The 18,652-nt window shown below is 67.9% G+C and carries 17 protein-coding genes and 1 pseudogene; 14 read left to right on the plus strand and 4 right to left on the minus strand.

What is annotated here, in order from left to right; all coding sequences use genetic code 11:
- The first annotated feature begins 23 nt into the window (after nt 1–23).
- Nucleotides 24–2,261, plus strand: coding sequence for a patatin-like phospholipase family protein (locus WG898_RS08515; protein WP_339602343.1), 2,238 nt, complete (start codon nt 24–26; stop codon nt 2,259–2,261).
- Here WG898_RS08515 and WG898_RS08520 read toward each other — a convergent pair.
- Both WG898_RS08520 and yihA read right to left on the minus strand, forming a co-directional pair.
- Entirely contained in the window at nt 2,237–3,133 is an 897-nt protein-coding gene (locus WG898_RS08520) for an alpha/beta fold hydrolase (RefSeq protein WP_339602344.1), read from the minus strand. The genes WG898_RS08515 and WG898_RS08520 overlap by 25 nt on opposite strands.
- A gap of 54 nt (nt 3,134–3,187) precedes the next feature.
- Nucleotides 3,188–4,000: a ribosome biogenesis GTP-binding protein YihA/YsxC gene (gene yihA / locus WG898_RS08525; RefSeq protein ID WP_339602345.1), complete on the minus strand. Its 813-nt coding sequence runs from the start codon at nt 3,998–4,000 to the stop codon at nt 3,188–3,190.
- Nucleotides 4,001–4,069: 69 nt separating this feature from the next.
- Here yihA and WG898_RS08530 point away from each other — a divergent pair, with 69 nt between their 5' ends.
- From WG898_RS08530 to WG898_RS08590, 13 genes and pseudogenes are all read left to right on the plus strand, one after another.
- On the plus strand, nt 4,070–4,687 hold the full coding sequence (locus tag WG898_RS08530; protein ID WP_339602346.1) for a c-type cytochrome: 618 nt from the start codon (nt 4,070–4,072) through the stop codon (nt 4,685–4,687).
- Nucleotides 4,688–4,782: 95 nt separating this feature from the next.
- Nucleotides 4,783–6,921, plus strand: a complete 2,139-nt coding sequence (locus tag WG898_RS08535; RefSeq protein WP_339602347.1) for a cytochrome c biogenesis protein ResB — start codon at nt 4,783–4,785, stop codon at nt 6,919–6,921.
- Complete coding sequence (ccsB, locus tag WG898_RS08540; RefSeq protein ID WP_339602348.1) at nt 6,918–8,285, plus strand: c-type cytochrome biogenesis protein CcsB; 1,368 nt, start codon at nt 6,918–6,920, stop codon at nt 8,283–8,285. The genes WG898_RS08535 and ccsB overlap by 4 nt, the downstream gene beginning before the upstream one ends.
- A gap of 88 nt (nt 8,286–8,373) precedes the next feature.
- Nucleotides 8,374–9,345 (plus strand): protein-methionine-sulfoxide reductase catalytic subunit MsrP, encoded by a 972-nt coding sequence (gene msrP, locus WG898_RS08545; protein ID WP_339602349.1) that lies wholly within the window; start codon nt 8,374–8,376, stop codon nt 9,343–9,345.
- A 2-nt stretch (nt 9,346–9,347) separates the two neighbouring features.
- Complete coding sequence (msrQ, locus tag WG898_RS08550) at nt 9,348–9,950, plus strand: protein-methionine-sulfoxide reductase heme-binding subunit MsrQ (protein ID WP_339602350.1); 603 nt, start codon at nt 9,348–9,350, stop codon at nt 9,948–9,950.
- A gap of 67 nt (nt 9,951–10,017) precedes the next feature.
- Nucleotides 10,018–11,217, plus strand: a complete 1,200-nt coding sequence (locus tag WG898_RS08555; protein ID WP_339602351.1) for a GGDEF domain-containing protein — start codon at nt 10,018–10,020, stop codon at nt 11,215–11,217.
- Between the two features lie 77 nt (nt 11,218–11,294).
- Nucleotides 11,295–12,182, plus strand: a pseudogene (locus WG898_RS08560) (FAD-dependent oxidoreductase); the annotation flags it as partial.
- 90 nt (nt 12,183–12,272) lie between these two features.
- Complete coding sequence (locus WG898_RS08565; protein WP_339602609.1) at nt 12,273–12,641, plus strand: dihydroneopterin aldolase; 369 nt, start codon at nt 12,273–12,275, stop codon at nt 12,639–12,641.
- A 5-nt stretch (nt 12,642–12,646) separates the two neighbouring features.
- Nucleotides 12,647–13,588: a tRNA 2-thiocytidine(32) synthetase TtcA gene (gene ttcA, locus WG898_RS08570; protein ID WP_339602352.1), complete on the plus strand. Its 942-nt coding sequence runs from the start codon at nt 12,647–12,649 to the stop codon at nt 13,586–13,588.
- Between the two features lie 65 nt (nt 13,589–13,653).
- Complete coding sequence (locus tag WG898_RS08575; RefSeq protein ID WP_339602353.1) at nt 13,654–14,259, plus strand: DUF4136 domain-containing protein; 606 nt, start codon at nt 13,654–13,656, stop codon at nt 14,257–14,259.
- A 50-nt stretch (nt 14,260–14,309) separates the two neighbouring features.
- Complete coding sequence (gene glmU / locus WG898_RS08580; protein ID WP_339602354.1) at nt 14,310–15,698, plus strand: bifunctional UDP-N-acetylglucosamine diphosphorylase/glucosamine-1-phosphate N-acetyltransferase GlmU; 1,389 nt, start codon at nt 14,310–14,312, stop codon at nt 15,696–15,698.
- 131 nt (nt 15,699–15,829) lie between these two features.
- Nucleotides 15,830–16,318, plus strand: a complete 489-nt coding sequence (locus tag WG898_RS08585; protein WP_339602355.1) for a hypothetical protein — start codon at nt 15,830–15,832, stop codon at nt 16,316–16,318.
- A 73-nt stretch (nt 16,319–16,391) separates the two neighbouring features.
- On the plus strand, nt 16,392–16,922 hold the full coding sequence (locus WG898_RS08590; protein ID WP_339602356.1) for an SRPBCC family protein: 531 nt from the start codon (nt 16,392–16,394) through the stop codon (nt 16,920–16,922).
- Here the strand turns inward: WG898_RS08590 and WG898_RS08595 are convergent.
- Nucleotides 16,919–17,770 carry an amidohydrolase family protein gene (locus tag WG898_RS08595; protein WP_339602357.1) on the minus strand — a complete coding sequence of 284 codons (852 nt, stop codon included), beginning with the start codon at nt 17,768–17,770 and terminating at the stop codon, nt 16,919–16,921. The genes WG898_RS08590 and WG898_RS08595 overlap by 4 nt on opposite strands.
- Nucleotides 17,760–18,644 carry a transposase gene (locus WG898_RS08600; protein WP_339602358.1) on the minus strand — a complete coding sequence of 295 codons (885 nt, stop codon included), beginning with the start codon at nt 18,642–18,644 and terminating at the stop codon, nt 17,760–17,762. Before WG898_RS08600 ends, WG898_RS08595 begins: the two co-directional genes overlap by 11 nt.
- Between the last annotated feature and the right edge of the window lie 8 nt (nt 18,645–18,652).

An 18,652-nucleotide genomic window follows, 5' to 3' on the forward strand; every position in this document is an offset into this window, starting at 1 on the left:
ACCTGGTCCGCGCCCAGGACCGCATGACCCGCCCCCGACACTACGCTCTCATTGCCCTGTTGCTGGCTCCGCTGGCGTGGGGGCAAGTCCTGACAAGCACGCCTCCGGAGGAGCGCCCCAAGCTGGGTCTGGTGCTCTCGGGTGGCGGCGCGCGCGGCCTGGCCCATGTGGGCGTTCTCAAGGTGCTGGAGCGCGAGCACATCCCGGTGGACCTGATCACCGGCACTTCGATGGGTGCCATCATCGGCGGCCTCTACGCCAGCGGCATGAGTGCCGCGCAGCTGGAGCACGAGCTGACCCGGCTCTCTTGGGGCGATGTGTTTGCCAGCCGGGTGGAGCGCCAGGACCTTTCGCAGCGCCGCAAGGAGGAGGACTTCGAGTTCTCGGCAGTGCTTGAGTTCGGCATGCGCGATGGCGAATTCCGCGCCCCGCAGGGCACGCTCTCCAGCCGCGGGCTGGAAGCGCTGCTGCGCCGCTTCACCCTGCCGGTGCGCAAGATACGCCGCTTCGACGAATTACCCACGCCCTTTCGCGCCGTTTCCACCGACATGGAGTCGGGCGAGCAGCGGGTGCTCAGCGAGGGCGACCTGGCGCTGGCGATCCGCTCCAGCATGAGCGTGCCGGGCGTGTTCGCGCCGGTGGAGTGGGAGGATCGCATCCTCGGCGACGGCGGCCTGGTCAACAACCTGCCGGTGGACATCGCGCGCAGCATGGGCGCCGGGCGGCTCATTGCCGTGAATGTCGGCACACCGATCGGCGGACGCGAGTCGCTCGGCTCCTTGATCGGCGTGACGGCGCAGATGATCAACATCCTCACCGAGCAGAACGTCAAGCGCAGCATGGCCAGCCTGTGGGAGGGCGATGTGCTGATCAAGCCGCAGCTGGGCAAGCTCAGCTCCGGCGATTTCGAGCGCGGCGTCGACTTCATCAGGCTGGGAGCGCAGGCGGCGGAGGCGGCGCTGCCGCAGCTGCGCGCCTTCGCGGTCGACGAGGCCGACTACCGACGCTGGCGCGAGGCGCGCGGCGGTGCGCAGCTCGACAAGCCGCTGCTGGCCGCGGTACGCATGGAGGGCAGCGAGATCGCCAACCCCCAGCGCTTTGCCGACCAGCTCGAGTCCAAGCCCGGCGCACGCTTCGACCTCGCCAAGGCCGAACGCGACACACGCTTCCTCGCCTCTTCGGGCGACTATGAGCGCGTGGACTACCATGTCGAGGCGCGCGAGGCCGGCGACACCCTGGTGTTCAGCATGGAAGACAAGTCCTGGGGGCCTAACTACTTCCGTGTCGGCCTCGATCTCAGCACCGACCTGAGCGGCGACAGCGCCTTCAATCTGCGCATCTCGCACAACCGCCACTGGCTCAGCGCCAATGGCACCGAATGGCGCAACCAGCTCACGCTGGGCCAGACACCGCGTTTCTATTCCGAGCTCTACCATCCGCTGGGCATCGGGATGGGTGCGTCCAAGGACTGGTTTGTCTCCAGCTGGGGCGAAATTGAGCGCAAGCAGCTCAACCTCTACGACGATGCAGGCAATGGCCGCGCGCGCTTTCAGCGCAGCGGCGTCAGCGTCGGGGGCGATCTCGGCCAACCCTGGGGCAAATGGGGCGAGATCCGTCTCGGTCTGGTGCATGAGCGCTGGCGCCTGAGCCCGAGCCTGCTGACCATCGATCTGCCCGACCACGAAGCGCATCGCCAGGCCCGCGAAACCGCGCTGCGCCTGAAGGCGGTGGTGGACCAACTCGACTTTGCCAACTTCCCACAGCGCGGCTATCGAATCGCCTTCGAGGCACTCTACGGCCAGCAGACCAACAAGGACCACGACAGCGGCCGCTTCGAACGCGTCGAATTGCAGGCCTCGGGCGTGCAGAGCTGGGGTCGGCACACCCTGAATCTGCACCTGCGCAGCCTGTTGGCGCGCGAGCCTGAGAACTCGGTGCAAGGCCCCTACAGCCTGGGCGGTTTCCAGCAGCTATCCGGCTACAAGCAAGGTCAGCTCACCGGCGCGGCCCTGCTGTTCGGCCGCGCCAGCTACTACATGCGGCTGAGCGAAACGCCGGTGCTGACGCGCGGTTTCTTTGTGGGCGGCTCGCTGGAGGCGGGCAACACCTGGGACAAGCATCGTCAGGTCAGTCTCAAGGGCCTGCGCTGGGCCAGCAGCCTGTTCCTGGGCACTGACACCACGGTGGGCCCGCTCTACGTGGGCCTGGGCTACGCGCCGCAGGGCGGCAGCGCGCTCTACCTCTTCATCGGCAGGCCCTGACGGATCAGCCTGGCGATCAGTGCCGGCTGCTCATGCACGATCCAATGCGTCGCACCCGGCACGCGCTCGAGCCGCAGCTGCGGCACAAACTGCGCCAGGCCCTCCAGCATGCTGGGCGGCAGGGCGCAGTCGGCCTCGCCCCACATCACCAGGGTAGGCAGCTTGACGGTGACGAACTCGGGCGCGAACTCCAGCGCCATCGCGCCCGGATCCTCGGGCGTGGGTGGTCGCATCGGCGAGGCCCGGTAGTAGTTCAAGGGGCCGGTGAGGCCGCGCGACCAGAGCTCGCGGTAGCGCGCGCGCAAGGCCTCGCCGAGCCAGGGTGCGCCGTTCTCGGCGTGGTCGGAAAAGAAGGCGAACATGCCGGCAAAGTCATGCTCGGCCAGGCGCTCCTCGGCATCCGGCCGGCACAGCATGTTCATATAGGCGCTGGCGCGGCGCTGCGCCGGATTGAGCTGCAGCTCGCGCAAGAAGGTGCCCGGATGCGGTGAGTTGATGATCACCAACTGCTGCATCAGCTGGGGCTGCTGCACCGCCAGATTCCAGGCCAGCGCACCGCCCCAGTCATGCGCCACCAGGGCATCCAGCGGGCCGTCACCGGTGGCTGCCACCAGGGCCGCGATATCCGTCATCAGGTGCTTGACGCGGTAGGCCTCGACCTCGCGCGGCGCACTGGAGCGCTCATAGCCGCGCAGATTGGGCGCTATGCAGCGGTAACGGTCCGCCAGCATCAGCATCGTCTCGTCCCAGATGAAGGCCGCCTCGGGAAAACCATGCAGAAAGATCAGGCGCGGCGCCGCGGCCGGGCCGCAGGCACGGCAGGACAGGGTGATGCCATGCGGCAGCACCTGGTCAAAGCATTCAATCGTCATGGCCGAGGCTCCCTATGGAACCTCAGTATCGAGAGCCACCTCCCGGCAGCCCTGTCACTCCGGCGACAGCTCGGGGGGCGGAATTTCCCCCATGGTGGGCGCCACCACGGCCGACTGCATCCAGTCGTACAGGATATGGGCAACGTCCGCCACGCCCTGCTTCTTCAGCGCCGAGAACAGCGTCACCGAGACGTCCGACTCCTCCGTGGCCAGGCCAGCCAGGAAGGCCTGGCATTCGGCCAGCGCCGCGTTCGCTTCCTTGCGGTTGAGCTTGTCGGATTTGGTCAGCAGCACCAGCAGCTTGATCTCGCCGGTGCCCACGCGCGCCGCCACGAATTCGAGCAACTGCTTGTCCAGATCGGTCAGGCCCAGGCGCGAGTCCACCATCAGCACCACGCCGGAGAGGCTGCGGCGCACCTCCAGGTAGTCGGCCATGACCTTCTGCCAGCGCAGCTTGGCCGAGCGCGCCACCGCCGCATAGCCATAGCCGGGCAGGTCGGCGAAGAGCGCGTTGGGCGCGTCCTTGGGCCCGACCTCGAACAAATTGATGTGCTGGGTGCGGCCCGGCGTCTTGGAGGCAAAGGCGAGGCGCTTTTGCTGTGCCAGCGTGTTGATGGCGGTGGACTTGCCGGCATTCGAGCGCCCCACGAAGGCGATCTCGGGCAGTTCGTTGGCCGGCAGATGCACCAGCTGGCTGGCGGTCGTGAGGAAGCGCGCGGTGTGGGTCCAGCCCAACACCACCTTGTCCGACGCCGTTTCGGCGGCCCCGTCGGTGGCCCCTTCGGCGGGCACCGACGCCTCGGCAGGCAAGGCCTTTTGCGGGCCTGCGGCAGCTGTTTTGGCGCCGCGCTTGGTGTTGGTAGTCATGAAGTTCCAGGTCTCGTTGGTTTGCCATTGTAAAATCCGCCGGTTGCGCTTACCGAACCCAAAATACTCATGAAGACTGCCGCTATCCTGTTGACCGGTCTGATGTTCGCCGCCGCAGCGGTGGCCAACGAGCCTGCTGCTACCGCCAAACCCGATCTGGCCAAGGGCCAGGCCACTTCCACGCAAGTGTGCGCCGCCTGCCATACCGCCGACGGTTCGCGCGGCAGCCCGGCCAATCCCATCCTGCAGGGCCAGCACGCCGACTACCTGGCCAAGCAGCTGGACGAATTCAAGTCCGGCAAGCGCAACAACGCCATCATGAAGGGCATGGCCGCGACGCTGTCGCCCGAGGACATGAAGAACGTCGCCGCCTTCTATGCCAGCAAGCAGGCCAAGCCCGGCTTCGCCAAGGACAAGACCCTGGTGGCCCTGGGCGAGAAGATCTACCGCGGCGGCATTGCCGATCGCCAGATCGCGGCCTGCGCCGGCTGCCACAGCCCCAACGGCGCCGGCATCCCGGCCCAGTACCCGCGCCTGGCCGGCCAGCACAGCGACTACACCGAGGCCCAGCTGAATGCCTTCCGCAGCGGCCTGCGCAGCAACAGCGCCCAGATGACCGGCATCGCCGCCAAGATGAACGACCGCGAAATCAAGGCCGTGGCCGATTACGTGGCCGGCCTGCGCTGAGCAGACGCGCCTCGATGGTTCGCAAAGGCCGGTGTTCGCACCGGCCTTTTTTCGTTGCCCCCAGGTGAGCGCGCGCTCGCCGCGACAATTCCGCCATGTCCGAGACCTCCGAGACCCTCGCCCCGCCGCCCCGCCCCAGCCATGGCGCGGGACGCGAATTGCTGGACCTGCTGGCCTCGATGCGCTTTGCCATCGCGCTGCTGACGGTGATCTGCATCGCCTCGATCATCGGCACGGTGGTGAAGCAGCGCGAGCCGCTCAACAACTATGTGAACCAGTTCGGGCCCTTCTGGTCAGAGGTGTTCGGCAAGCTGGACCTCTACACCGTCTATGGCGCCTGGTGGTTCCTGCTGATCCTGGCCTTTCTGGTGATCTCCACCAGCCTGTGCATCGCCCGCAACACGCCCAAGATCATCCAGGACCTGAAGAGCTACAAGGAGCAGGTGCGCGAGCAGTCGCTGCAGCTCTTCAAGCACCGCGCCTTGGGCGAGCTGCCGCTGGCGCCCGAGGCCGCGCTCGGGCAGGTCTCGGCCTTCCTCGACCAGCAGGGCTGGAAGGCGCGCGCCCAGGTGCGCGCCAACGGCATCATGGTGGCGGCGCGCAAGGGCGCGGCCAACAAGATCGGCTATCTGTGCGCGCATAGCGCCATCGTGCTGGTCTGCCTGGGCGGCCTGTTCGACGGCGACCTGCTGGTGCGCGGCCTGATGTGGGCGCAGGGCAAGAGTGTCTACGAAGGCAGCGGCCTGATCTCCGAGGTGCCGGCGCAGCACCGCCTGTCGGCGCGCACGCCCAGCTTCCGTGGCAATCTGGTGGTGCCCGAGGGGGCACGCAACGGCACGGCGGTGCTGAGCATGCCCACCGGCGTGCTACTGCAGGAACTGCCCTTCGACATCGAGCTGAAGAAGTTCAGCGTCGAGTACTACGCCACCGGCATGCCCAAGCTGTTCGCCAGCGACATCGTCATCCGCGACCACGAGAGCGGCGCGATGCGCGAGGCCAAGGTCAAGGTCAACGAGCCGGTCACGCACCGCGGCGTGGCGATCTACCAGAGCAGCTTCGACGATGGCGGCTCCAGCCTCAAGCTGCGCGCCCTGCCACTCGCCGGCAAGGGCGATGGCTTCACGCTGGAGGGCAAGGTCGGCGCCAGCACCCAGCTCGTGAATGGCGAGGCCAGGCTGGGGCTGGAATTCACCGGCCTGCGCGTCATCAACGTCGAGAACATGGGCGAGAACGGCACGGCCAGTGGCGCCGATGTGCGCAAGGTCGATCTGGTCGAGTCGCTGCAGGGCCGGCTGGGCAGCAGTGCCAAGGGCAAGGCCGACCGCGACCTGCACAACGTCGGCCCCAGCTTCAGCTACAAGCTGGTGGACGCGAGCGGCCAGAAGCGCGAGTACAACAACTACATGGCGCCGGTCGAGCTGGACGGGCAGCGCGTCTTCCTGATGGGAATGCGTGAGACCCCCAACGAGCCCTTCCGCTACCTGCGCATCCCGGCCGACGATCAGGGCGGCCTCAGCGGCTGGCTGCGCCTGCGCCAAGGCCTGGCCGACGCCGGCCTGCGCGAGCGCGCTGCCGGCCGTTATGCCGATGCCGCCACCCCCGCCGACAAGCCGCAGATGCGGCCGCAGCTGACGGCCACGGCGCGACGCGCGCTCGACCTGTTTGCCGGCCTGGATGGCGGCAAGCCCGGCCAAGCTGACAAGATCGGCGGCCTGCCCGCACTCTCGCAGTTCATCGACCGCGAGGTGCCCGAGGCCGAGCGCGCGCGTGTCTCCGAGGTGCTGCTGCGCATTCTCAACGGCAGCCTGTTCGAGCTGCACAAGCTGCAGCGCGCGCAGGCCGGCCAGGCCGCGCCGGCCGCCGATGCCGCCACCCAGGCCTTCATGACCCAGGCCGTGCTCTCGCTGTCGGACTCGATGTTCTACCCGGCCCCGGTGCTGCTGCAGCTGGAAGACTTCCAGCAGTTGCAGGCCAGCGTGTTCCAGGTGGCGCGCGCGCCCGGTCAGAATCTGGTCTATCTGGGCGCGGTGCTGCTCGCCATCGGCGTGTTCGCGATGCTCTACATCAAGGAGCGGCGCCTGTGGATCTGGCTCGAGCCCGCGCCCGGTGGCCAGGAACACACGCGCGTGCGCATGGCGCTGTCCAGCACCCGCGAGTCGCCCGATACCCAGACCGAATTCGCCCAGCTCAGGCGGGCGCTGCTGAAGGAAGACGAAGGAAAGAGCCAAGCATGAACAGCACCACCACCGCATCCCCTGCGCTGATCGTGGGCCGCCGCGGCCTGCTGGCCCGGCGCGACCTGTTCGACTGGGTGTTTGCCGCCCTCATCGTGGCCGGCGCCGGCTTCGCCTTCAGCCGCTACGGCGGATCGATGGACGGCTACGAGAAGGGCATCCTCGTGTTCGCCGTGCCCGCGCTGATCGCGCTGGGCTGGTTCTGGAAGCCGGTGCGGCTGCTCAGCCTGGGCGTGGGCGCGGCCAGCCTGCTGGCCATCCAGCAATACCTGCAGCACACCGACGGCTTCGGCGCCGACCTGGCCGCCGCCGACAAGGTCTTCCTGCTCAAGTACGCGCTCTCCAGTCAGAGCGCGATCCTGTGGATGAGCCTGTTGGTGTTCATGAGCACGCTGTTCTACGGCCTGGGCTTTTTCGCCAAGGCCGGCGGCGCAAGCGTGGCCGAGCATATCGGCACGCGGCTGGCCTGGGGCGCCGTGTTCATGGCGCTGCTGGGCACCATGGTGCGCTGGTTCGAGAGCCACCAGATCGCGCCGGACATCGGCCATATCCCGGTGAGCAATCTCTACGAGGTGTTCGTACTGTTCAGCTGGATGACGACGCTGTTCTACCTCTACTACGAAGAGCGCTTCAAGACCCGTGCGCTGGGCGCCTATGTGATGCTGGCCGTCAGCGGCGCGGTGGGCTTTCTGCTCTGGTACACGGTGGCGCGCGAGGCGCATGAGATCCAGCCCCTGGTGCCGGCCCTGCAAAGCTGGTGGATGAAGATCCATGTGCCGGCCAATTTCGTCGGCTATGGCACCTTTGCGCTATCGGCCATGGTGGCCATGGCCTATCTGCTCAAGACCGCCTCGCAGCGCGCGCTCTATATCGGCCTGCTGGCGGTGCCGGGCGGGCTGGTGGCGCTGATCCTGGCGTTTCGCTTCGCCCTGCCGGAGCTGCCCGCCGAGACTCTGGCCGGCATGGATGGCTGGGCGCGCAAGATGAGCGCGGTGCTGGTCTTCTTCATCGCCGCCGTGGCCCTGCGCCGGCCGCTCACCGCGCGCCTGCCGGCGCTGGAGCAGCTCGACGACCTGATGTACAAGGCCATCGCGCTGGGCTTTGCCTTCTTCACCATTGCCACCATCTTGGGCGCCTTCTGGGCTGCCGAGGCCTGGGGCGGCTACTGGAGCTGGGACCCCAAGGAGACCTGGGCCCTGATCGTCTGGCTCAACTACGCGGCCTGGCTGCATATGCGATTGATGAAGGGCCTGCGCGGCGCGGTCTCGGCCTGGTGGGCGCTGGTGGGCCTGGTGGTGACGACCTTCGCCTTCCTGGGCGTCAACATGTTCCTCTCGGGCCTGCATTCCTACGGCACGCTCTGACGCCGCCAGCAGAATTTGCCCGGTTGACGTAAGGTTGTGCCCATCAGCCCGACTGATGGGCATCACCCGCTGAAAGTCGTCCACCATCATGCATCTGCTGCGCCCACGCTCCGGTCTTGTCATCCCCTCGAGCGAAGTCACGCCCCGGTCCGTCTACGAGAGTCGGCGCGACTGGCTGAAGCTGATGGCCGGCAGCGCGCTGGCGGGCTGGGCCGGCGGCGCGGCGATCGCGCAGAGCGGCAAGCTCGCCAAGCTGGCCGCCGGCAAGAGTGCCGTGCCGGGCGCGCTGACGCTGGACAAGCCCACGGCCTATGCCGACGCCACCGGCTACAACAATTTCTACGAATTCGGCACCGACAAGACCGACCCCGCACGCGCCGCCCACACGCTCAAACCCCGCCCCTGGACCGTGACGGTGGAGGGCGAGGTCGGCAAGCCCGGCGTCTTCGATCTCGACAGCCTGCTCAGGCTCGCCCCCATGGAAGAGCGCATCTACCGGCTGCGCTGCGTGGAGGGCTGGAGCATGGTGATCCCCTGGGTGGGCTATTCGCTCGCCGAGCTGATCCGGAAGGTGGAGCCTACGGCCAAGGCCAAGTACGTGGAATTCATCAGCCTGGCCGACAAGGCCCAGATGCCGGGCCTGCGCTCCGGTGTGCTGGACTGGCCCTATGTGGAAGGCCTGCGCCTGGACGAGGCCATGCACCCGCTGGCCCTGCTGGCTTTTGGCATGTATGGCGAGGTCTTGCCGAATCAGAACGGCGCGCCGCTGCGCCTGGTGCTGCCCTGGAAATACGGCTTCAAGTCGGCCAAGAGCATCGTCAGGATCCGTTTCGTCGAGAAGCAACCCGTCAGCAGCTGGACCAAGGCGGCGCAGCAGGAGTACGGCTTCTATTCGAACGTGAATCCGCAGGTGGACCACCCGCGTTGGAGCCAGGCGAGCGAACGCCGCATCGGCGAGGACGGCCTGTTCGCAAGGAAGCGCCCGACGCTGATGTTCAATGGCTACGAGGCCCAGGTTGGCCAGCTCTATGCAGGCATGGACCTGAAACGGCATTTCTGAGCATGGCCAAGCGATCGCTGTGGCTGCATCCCGCGGCCAAGCCGCTGCTGTTCGCGCTCTGCCTGACGCCGCTGGCCTATTTGGTGTGGGGCGCCGCCAGCGACGCGCTGGGCGCCAACCCCGCCGAAGCGCTGATACGCCGGCTGGGCGACTGGACCCTGCGCGGCCTGTGCCTGACCCTGGCCATCACGCCCCTGCGCGTCATCAGCGGCCAGCCCGCGCTGGCGCGCTTTCGCCGCATGCTGGGCCTGTTCAGCTTCTTCTATGCCTGCCTGCACCTGCTTGCCTATGGCTGGCTGGACATGGGGCTGGAGCCAGGCGAGATCGCCCGTGACATCGCCAAGCGCCCCTTCATCCTGATGGGCTTCAGCGCCTGGCTGCTGCTGCTGCCGCTGGCCGCCACCTCCTTCAACCGCGCCATCAAGGCGCTGGGTGCGCGGCGCTGGCAGGCGCTGCATCGCTGCGTCTATCTGCTGGTGCTGATCGCGCTTGCACATTTCGTCTGGATGCGCGCCGGCAAGCACAACTTCGCGGAACCCGCCGTCTACGGCGCGGTGATCGCCGCTCTGCTGGGTTGGCGCTTGGTTCGGCGCCGGCGCGCGTAATCTGACCAGCAGGCGTGCCGCCAGCTGCGCGATACTCGCCGCCATCGCTCGACCGCCCCTCGCCCGCATGGACGCCTTCACCCTGCAAGTCGCCGCACTGCTCGCCAGCGCAGTGATGGCCATCTCGATGTTCGGCCTGCACCGCGCCAGCCGCCGCGAGATCTGCTTGCGCGACTGGGCGGTGGCCGGCATGTGCTTCTTCTCTTCCAGCGCGCTGGGCTGGGCGGCGCAGTCGCAGGGCCTGTCGTACTGGATCGCGCCGGCGCTGGCCAACAGCTTCTACATCTGCGCTCACGCTGCCATCCTGGTGGGCGTGCGGCGTCATATGGGGCTGTCCGCCCACGCGCGTCTGTTGCCGCTGCTGGGCGCGGTGGCGCTGGCCATGCACGCCCTGCCCTTTGCCCAGGCCGCAGTGGCGAATCGGCTGATGCTCACCTACCCCGTCATCATGGCCTGCAATCTCGCGGTGATCGCCCTGCTATGGCGCGCCCCCGCAAGCGAGATGACGCCCGCCTACTGGCCGCTGCTGCTCACCGAACTGCTGTTCCTGCTGCAATTGCTGATGCGCGCCGCGATGGTGCTGATGGGCGACCAGACCGCGCTGACCCTGTTCGGCAGCCAGTTCGTCCAGACTTCGGGCTCGCTGGCCCTGCTGGCCTTTTTGTCGCTCGCCACCATGAGCTGCGCACTGATGGTGATTCGCAAGCAGGAGCTGCGCCTGCGTCGCGCCTCCCGCACCGACAAGCTCACCGGTTGGCTGAATCGACATGCACTGCACGAGATGGCGCAGCGCGAATTCCAGCGTCATGCGCGCCAGGCGGAACGCCTGGTCTTCATGATGTTCGACATCGATCACTTCAAGAGCATCAACGACAGCCATGGCCATGCCGCCGGTGATGCGGCCATCCGGCACGCCACCGCACAGGCCGCGACGGCCCTGCGCGGTTACGACGCCCTATTCCGCATCGGCGGTGAGGAATTCCTGGTCTTGATCAGCACGCCCGACGAGTCGGCCGCCCTGGAGGTGGCAGAACGGGTGCGCGCGCGCATCCAGGCCCAAGCTGTGGAGTTCGAAGGCAAGGCCATTGCCATGACGGTAAGCCTGGGCCTGGCAACGCGCCAGGCCGATGACCAGAACTGGGAGCAGGTGCTGCAGCGCGCCGACCAGGCGCTCTATGCTGCCAAGAAGGCCGGGCGCAACTGCGTGCACTGCTACACGCACGAGCCCGAGCCAGCACCGCGCATGCAATTGCTCACGCCCGCATAGCCCCTGGAATCGCGGCCCGGAGCGGCTGGCAGCGATAATCGCGGGTTTTCCTGCCCTTCACCCCCCGGCCGCCGTTTATGCCCGATTCCCTGCTGCCCCAGTACGACGTCGCCATCATTGGCGGCGGCCCGGCCGGCTGCTCGGCGGCATCCTGGCTCGCCCAGCTGGGCCTGAGCGTCGCGCTGATCGAGCGCGCGCCCCAGCTCTGCGCCGCCCTGCAGGGCCTGCAATTCGGCCAGCACTGGGTGCTGGGCGCCCCCGGCCAGAATCTTGCCACCCTGGGCCAGCAATACGCCCGCCAGATCGAGGGCATGGCCGGCCTGCGCCTGCTGCTGGGCCAGAGCATCGGCCATCTCGATTGGAATGCTGGCGAAGGCTGGCGACTGCAGTTGGACGACGGGCGCGCCTTCGCGGCCCGCGCCCTGCTGCTGGCCACCGGACTCAGGCCGCTGCGCCCCGAGGCCTTCTTTCCCGGCCCGCTGCCCCAGCCGCGCGTGCTGGACGCGCTCAGCCTCACGGCCCAGCGCGAGCAACTGCCGCCCGGCCGCCTGCTACTGCTGGGCGGCGGCGACAACGCACTGGAGAACGCGCTCTATCTGCAGGCGCGCGGCCACCAGGTCACGCTCTGGTCGCGCAGCGACTGGCGCGCCCAGCAGGCCCTGGTTGAGCGCATGGAAGCGCTGGGCGGCGCCATCCAGACGCGCCCGCGCAGCCCCATGCCCAGCCGGCTGCTGGCGGACGAACAAGGGGTGACGGTGGTTTCCAAGGCCCATGGCGAGGAGCGCTTTGACCATGTGGCGGTGCTGCTGGGCTTCGAGGCCGAACCCAGCGCCTGGCTGCAGGTGGGCGATGCGCTGCAGCGCGCCGGCATCACCGCGCCCTCGCACCCCTTCCGCGACGAGCCGCGCTTTGCACCGCTGGGCCTGTTCGTGGCCGGCGACGCCAGCGGCCGCCAGCACCCCTGCGTGCAGACCGCTTTAGGCGACGGCGTGGTGGCGGCCAAGGCGGTGGAGAGCTTTTTGCGCCCCTTGCGCGAGGGCCAGGCGCCGCTGGCCCTGCGCCGCAACAACCGCCAGATCATCCATCTGCAGGGTCTGCGCTTCGGCGCCAACCTGGGCGTGCTGGACTTCGAGCGCGAAGGCCCCCAGCCCATCCTGGTGGATGCCGAGGTCAACCTGGGCGCGCAGATGATCGTCTCGCGCGACGCCGACATCGGCCATGTGCTGGACTACCGGCGCGTGCGCAGCATCATCATCGACGAGTGCACCGCCGAACACACCGACCTGCTCGAAGCGCTCTTGGGCAAGCTCTGCACCCGGCTGATGAAGTTGCCCGGCGTGGTGGGCGTGCGCATCAAGGTGACCAAGCTCGAAATCTTTCCCGACTGCCAAGTCGCAATCAGCGCCGAATGCGGCCAGTGGTGACCCCCATGACGACGACCGAACTCCTGACCCCCGACAACACCGCCGATGCCAAGGCTGCCGAGAAAAAGGCCTCACTGGAAATCAACAAGCTCTCCAAGCGCCTGCACCGCCAGGTGGGCCAGGCGATCGGTGACTTCAACATGATCGAGGACGGCGACAAGGTGATGGTCTGCCTGTCCGGCGGCAAGGACAGCTACGCGCTGCTCGACATCCTCATCAACCTGAAGCAGCGCGCACCGATCAAGTTCGACATCGTCGCCGTCAACCTCGACCAGAAGCAGCCCGGCTTTCCGGCCGATTTGCTGCCCAGCTACCTCAAGTCGCGCGGTGTGGACTTCCATATCGAGACGCAGGACACCTATGCCATCGTCAAGCGCCTGATCCCCGAGGGCAAGACCACCTGCAGCCTGTGCTCGCGGCTGCGTCGCGGCATCCTCTACCGCGTGGCCGGCGAACTGGGCGCGACCAAGATCGCGCTGGGCCACCACCGCGACGACATCGTCGTGACCCTGCTCTTGAACATGTTCTTCGGCAGCCGCATGAAGGGCATGCCGCCCAAGCTGGTGAGCGACGACGGCAAGAACGTGGTGATACGCCCGCTCGCCTATGTGGCCGAGGACGACCTGGTGCGCTGGGCCGCGCACCGCGAGTTCCCCATCATTCCCTGCAACCTCTGCGGCAGCCAGGAGAACCTGCAACGCGTGCAGGTCAAGGCCATGATCCGCGAGTGGGAGAAGAAGTACCCGGGCCGGGTCGACAATATGTTCACCGCGATGAGCAATATCGTCACCTCGCACATGATGGACCGCGAGCTCTTCCCCTTCCAGAGCATCAAGGCCACCGGTGCGCCCATGCCCGATGGCGATATCGCCTTCGACGAGGACGAGGCCTGCGGCAGCGCGCCGACCGCGCCCTCGGTGATCAAGCTGCATCGCAACGACGACTGACTTTACAAAGCGTCAACATGCAAGGGCCACAATGGCGCTGTTGAGAACAGCACAGGAGGCCTGTCATGACTGCGACGCGACGTACCGCCCTCATCATCATCACTGCAGCCGCCGCCCTGGCGGCCTGCTCCGGCATCTACACCCTCAGCGCCGACGTGCAGACCTTCGGCGCCTGGCCCGAGGGCCGCAAGCCCGGGCTCTATGCCTTCGAGCGCCTGCCCTCACAACAGGGCGACAAGCGCCAGGACGCGCTCGAGGACAGCGCCCGTGTGGCGCTTGAAAAGGCCGGCTTTCGCCCCGCCGCCGATGCCAAGAGCGCCGACATTCTGGTGACGCTGGGCGCGCGCGTCAGCGCGCTGGACCGCGCCCCCTGGGACGATCCGCTGTGGTGGCGCTGGCATGTGGGCTATGCCAACTGGCGCCATGGCTTCTGGCGTGGCCGCGGTTATGCCGGCCTGGACCTGAGCGAGAAACGCTACGACCGCGAGGTGGCCCTGCTGCTGCGCGAGCGCGCCAGTGGCGAGCCCCTGTATGAAGCGCGCGCCAGCAACGACGGCATGACCCAGGGCGATGCGGCCCTGCTGGGCGGGCTGATGCAGGCGGCGCTGGGCGACTTCCCGCAAACCCGGCCGGAAGTGCATCGCATCACGGTCCAGCTCGGCGCGAAGTAGTCGCAGCCGGCGCCGCCGCGATAATCGCGGCTTCAAAAAATGGAGTCGCGATGGCGCTGAATCTGGTGATCATGGCCGCGGGCAAGGGTACCCGCATGAAGTCCGCCTTGCCCAAGGTGCTGCACAAGGTGGCCGGCCGCTCGCTGCTGGCCCATGTGCTGGGCACCACCGCGGGCCTCGACGCGCAGGCGCGCATCGTCATCACCGGCCATGGCGCGGACGAGGTCGAGCGCGCCGTGGCGGCGCCCGGCATCAGCTTCGTGCGCCAGCTGCCGCAGCTGGGCACCGGCCATGCGATCCAGCAAGTCGTGCCGGCACTGCAGGGCGAAGGCACAACGCTGATCCTGAACGGCGACGTGCCCCTCATCAAGGCCGACACCGCCAGCCGCCTGGTGCAGGCCTGCGGTGGCGAACGCCTGGCGCTGCTCACCATCATGCTGGCCGACCCCAGCGGCTACGGCCGCATCGTGCGCGCCGGCGGCGCCTGCGATGGCGAGGTGCAGGCCATCGTCGAGCACAAGGACGCCACGCCCGCGCAGCGCCAGATCCGCGAAGGCTATACCGGCATGATGGCCGCGCCCACCGGCGCGCTCAAGCGCTGGGTCGCGCAGCTCAACAACAACAACGCCCAGGGCGAGTACTACCTGACCGACATCGTGGCGATGGCCGTGGCCGAGGGCGTGCCCGTGGTGGGCATTGCCGCCCCCAACGAGACCGAGGTGCTGGGCGTCAACAGCCCCCTGCAACTGGCCGACCTGGAGCGCCGCCACCAGCGCGAGCAGGCCGAGGCGCTGATGGAACAAGCCGGCGTGCGCCTGGCTGACCCGGCACGCTTCGACCTGCGCGGTTCGCTGAGCTGCGGCCAGGATGTGGAGATCGACGTCAACTGCGTGTTCGAGGGCCGGGTCGCGCTGGGCGACGGCGTGCGCATCGGCGCCAACTGCGTGATCCGCAATGCCAGCATTGCGGCCGGCGCACGCATCCATGAATTCACCCATATCGACGGCGAGAGCGTCGGCGTGAAGATCGGCGCGGGCGCGCTGATCGGCCCCTTCGCGCGCCTGCGCCCGGGTGCGGAGCTGGGTGACGAGGTGCACATCGGCAACTTCGTCGAGGTCAAGAACTCCACTCTGGCCAAGGGCGCCAAGGCCAACCACCTGGCCTATCTGGGCGATGCCACGGTGGGCGAGCGCGTCAACTACGGCGCTGGCTCCATCACGGCCAACTACGACGGCGCCAACAAACACCGCACCGTCATCGGTGCCGACGTGCATGTGGGTTCCAACTGCGTGCTGGTGGCCCCGGTCAGCATCGGCGCCGGCGCCACCATTGGCGGCGGGTCCACCATCACCAAGGACGTGGGCGAAGGTGAGCTGAGTGTGGCGCGCGGCAAACAGGTAGCCATCAGCGGCTGGCAGCGCCCGGCCAAGAAGCGCTGATGCTGGTTTGCCAGCGTGACAAATTCACGCGCCACCTCTAGCATGGGCCCGCTTGCCACCGGATTGCGGGGCAGCAATTCGGGTGGCTTGGCCTAGTATTCAGGCTCAGGCAGTCGGACAGGAAGTACAGCATGGCGCAGCAAGGCAACTCGACCAAACACCAGCTCACGCGGCTGACGGATGAGTGCAGCGAGGCGCTCGAAGGGTTCGTCATAGACAGCTTGCGAAAGGACCTGGAACAGGCCACCGACCAGCAGGACCAGGCCGCGCGCAGCGAGACCCTGGAGCAGCTGGCCCTCTATCACGCCCAGTGCGATGACGCCGCCAAGGCCTGCTACTACCTTTGCCGCAGCCTTGGCCTGGCACGCCAGCAGGAGCCCGGTGAGCCGACGCTGGAGCTGCTGTTCGAGCTGCTGGGCGCGCTGGCCGATCTGCCCGCCGATCTGGGCGCCAGCGCCCAGGCCGAGCCGGTGGGTGAGGCCGACGGGCTGGGCGTGTTCGAACTCTGCCACCAGCTCGCCGCCGCGCGCGAACTCACGCAGGCCGCCTGGGATCAGGCCGAGCAAAGCGAACTCACCGACGCCCCCTGCCCTAGCGCGCCGGCGCACGCGCTGCATTAAGGTTTTGCCCCCTTGCGCCGCCCGGCGCAAGCATCGCATGCTGCGCCCACCAATCACTTCGTGAGGCGCCGGCATGAAGATCCTCAAATGGCTCGTGATCCTGCTGGTGGGCCTGATCGCCCTGCTCTACGCCGGCGGGCTGGCGCTATCGTCCAAATTCACTGTCTCGCGCAGCCTGCAGATCCAGGCCCCGCCCGACAAGGTCTATGCCCTGGTGGTCAACCCCAGGCATTGGGCGCAATGGTCGGTGTGGCACGCACGTGACCCGCAGATGCAGATCGACTACAGCGGCCCCGAGTCGGGCGCTGGCGCGGTATGGGCCTGGAAAAGCAAGACCGAGGGTGACGGCCGCATGAGCTTCACGGCCGCCGAGCCCGGCTTGCGCGTGGCCTATGACCTCTACTTCCCCGACTTCGGCACCACCTCGGGTGGCGAGCTGCGCTTCCAGGCCGTGAACGGTGGCACCCAGGTCAGCTGGGTGATGAATGGCGACATGGGCAAGAACCCCTTGTTCCACTGGATGGCGCTGTTCGCCGATGGCATGGTGGGCAAGGACTTCGAGGCCGGCCTGTCCAAGCTCAAGACGGTGGCCGAAAAACCCTAATCCAAACCGAACAGGCGCGCGCCATTGCCCCAGGCAATCAGGCGCGCCGCCGGCGCGGGCAGATCGCCCAGCCAGAGCCGGGCCTCGCTCATCAGGCCCTCGTAGTACTGCCAACGCTGGTTGATCCAGGTGTCCGAGCCGATCAGGAAACGCTCGGGCTGCTGGCTTAGCAGCGCCTGCCACGCCGGACTCAGATGGCCGCTCGCATCGGTCAGGCCGGGCCGGTAGGACAGCTCGGCCAGCAGGCCCGGGTAGCGCTGCAGCAGTTCGCGCACGCGCTCGATCGGCGCGCCGCCTATGCCGGCATGGGCCCAGATCAGCCGCGCCTTGGGCGCGTGGGCCATCAGCTTGTCGATCGCCACGTCATCCACATGGGCCAGCACCAGCAGGCCGCGCTGCTCGGCCAGGCGCATCAGCTTGATGGCCACCGGCCCATCGGCATGGGCGCTATCGTAGAGATGGAATTCGCCCAGGCCGCGATAGGGCCCGGCCGGTGTGCCGCGCGCCAGTTCGTCCAGCACCATCTGGTAGATGCTTTCATCGGCGAACCAGCCGCCGTAGTCGGCACGGTCGCGGTACAGGCGCACAAAGGGCACGACGCGCACGCCGGCCGCACGCGTCGCGTCCAGCGCCGTCGCCAGGCTCAGGGTGCCGGCATTCGGCCGGCTGTTGGCCAGCACCGCGCGCACGCCGCTGCGCTGCATGCGGCCCAGCACATCGGCCAGCGGATGGGGCTGCTGAGCCTCGACGTTGTAGTGCAGATGGGCGTCGAACAGTGGCCCCTCGTAAGCCTGGGCATGCAGGCCACCGCACAGTGCCAGCAGCAGCAGCGGCAGCTCAATGCGCATGCAGGCTGCGCTCGTGCCCGGCGATCAGGCGGCTGACGCGCGAGACCGAGAGGCCCAGCTCATGCGCCAGCCCGGTCATCGACAGCCCGCCCTCGGTGTGGGCGCGGTACAGCGCCTCCTCGCGGCTGCTGGATTCGCGCAGCCAATCCCGCCATGGGCGCCAGGGGCGCGAGCGCAGGCCCGCGGCGCGGCCACTGCCCGCCGATGCGCGCCTGGCGGGCGCCGGCGCGAGCTGCTGCATGCGCGCCGCAAAGGCCTCGTCGCCCAGAAAGATCTGGTGCCGCAGCCGCTGCCAGATGTCGGGGCCGGCGCCCTCGGCCAGCAGGCGCTCGTAGCGCTGGGCGGCGCGCTTGCGGTCGGCCACGGCCTGGGCCGGCTTGCCGATCAGGTAGGACCACAGCCCCTGCACCTCCAGCCACTCGGGCGCCGCGACGGCGCCGGCATGGGCGGCATAGCTGGACCAGGGCCAGCCCTGCGGCGTCTTGGCCAGGCCGGTGCGCACGGCGGACTGATCCACATGGCGGCAGACCTCCAGCAGCATGGCCTCGCGGTCCACCAGCACCGCCTTGAAGCGGCCCTGGAACAGATTGCCGGCGCCGCCATGGCGGCGGTTGTAACCCTGGGTGTAGACGCCGTTCAGATGGCGCATCAGGCGCGAGAGATTGGCCTGGCGCGTGAACAGCAAGAGCTCGTAACCGTCATGCCCGAGGTGATAGGCCAGCACCTGGGCGTCGAAGCGCTCCATCGCCTGGGCGATCACCGCCAGCAGGGCGCGGCGATCCGCATCGTCGTGGAACACCGCTGCGCCAGCATCGCCCTTGGAGGCGACATGGTAGACAGCGCCGGGGATTTCAATGCGTAGAGGTCTGGCCATGCTGGCAA

This window comes from Paucibacter soli (genome assembly GCF_037482845.1).
In the GTDB taxonomy this organism is placed as follows: domain Bacteria; phylum Pseudomonadota; class Gammaproteobacteria; order Burkholderiales; family Burkholderiaceae_C; genus Paucibacter_B; species Paucibacter_B soli.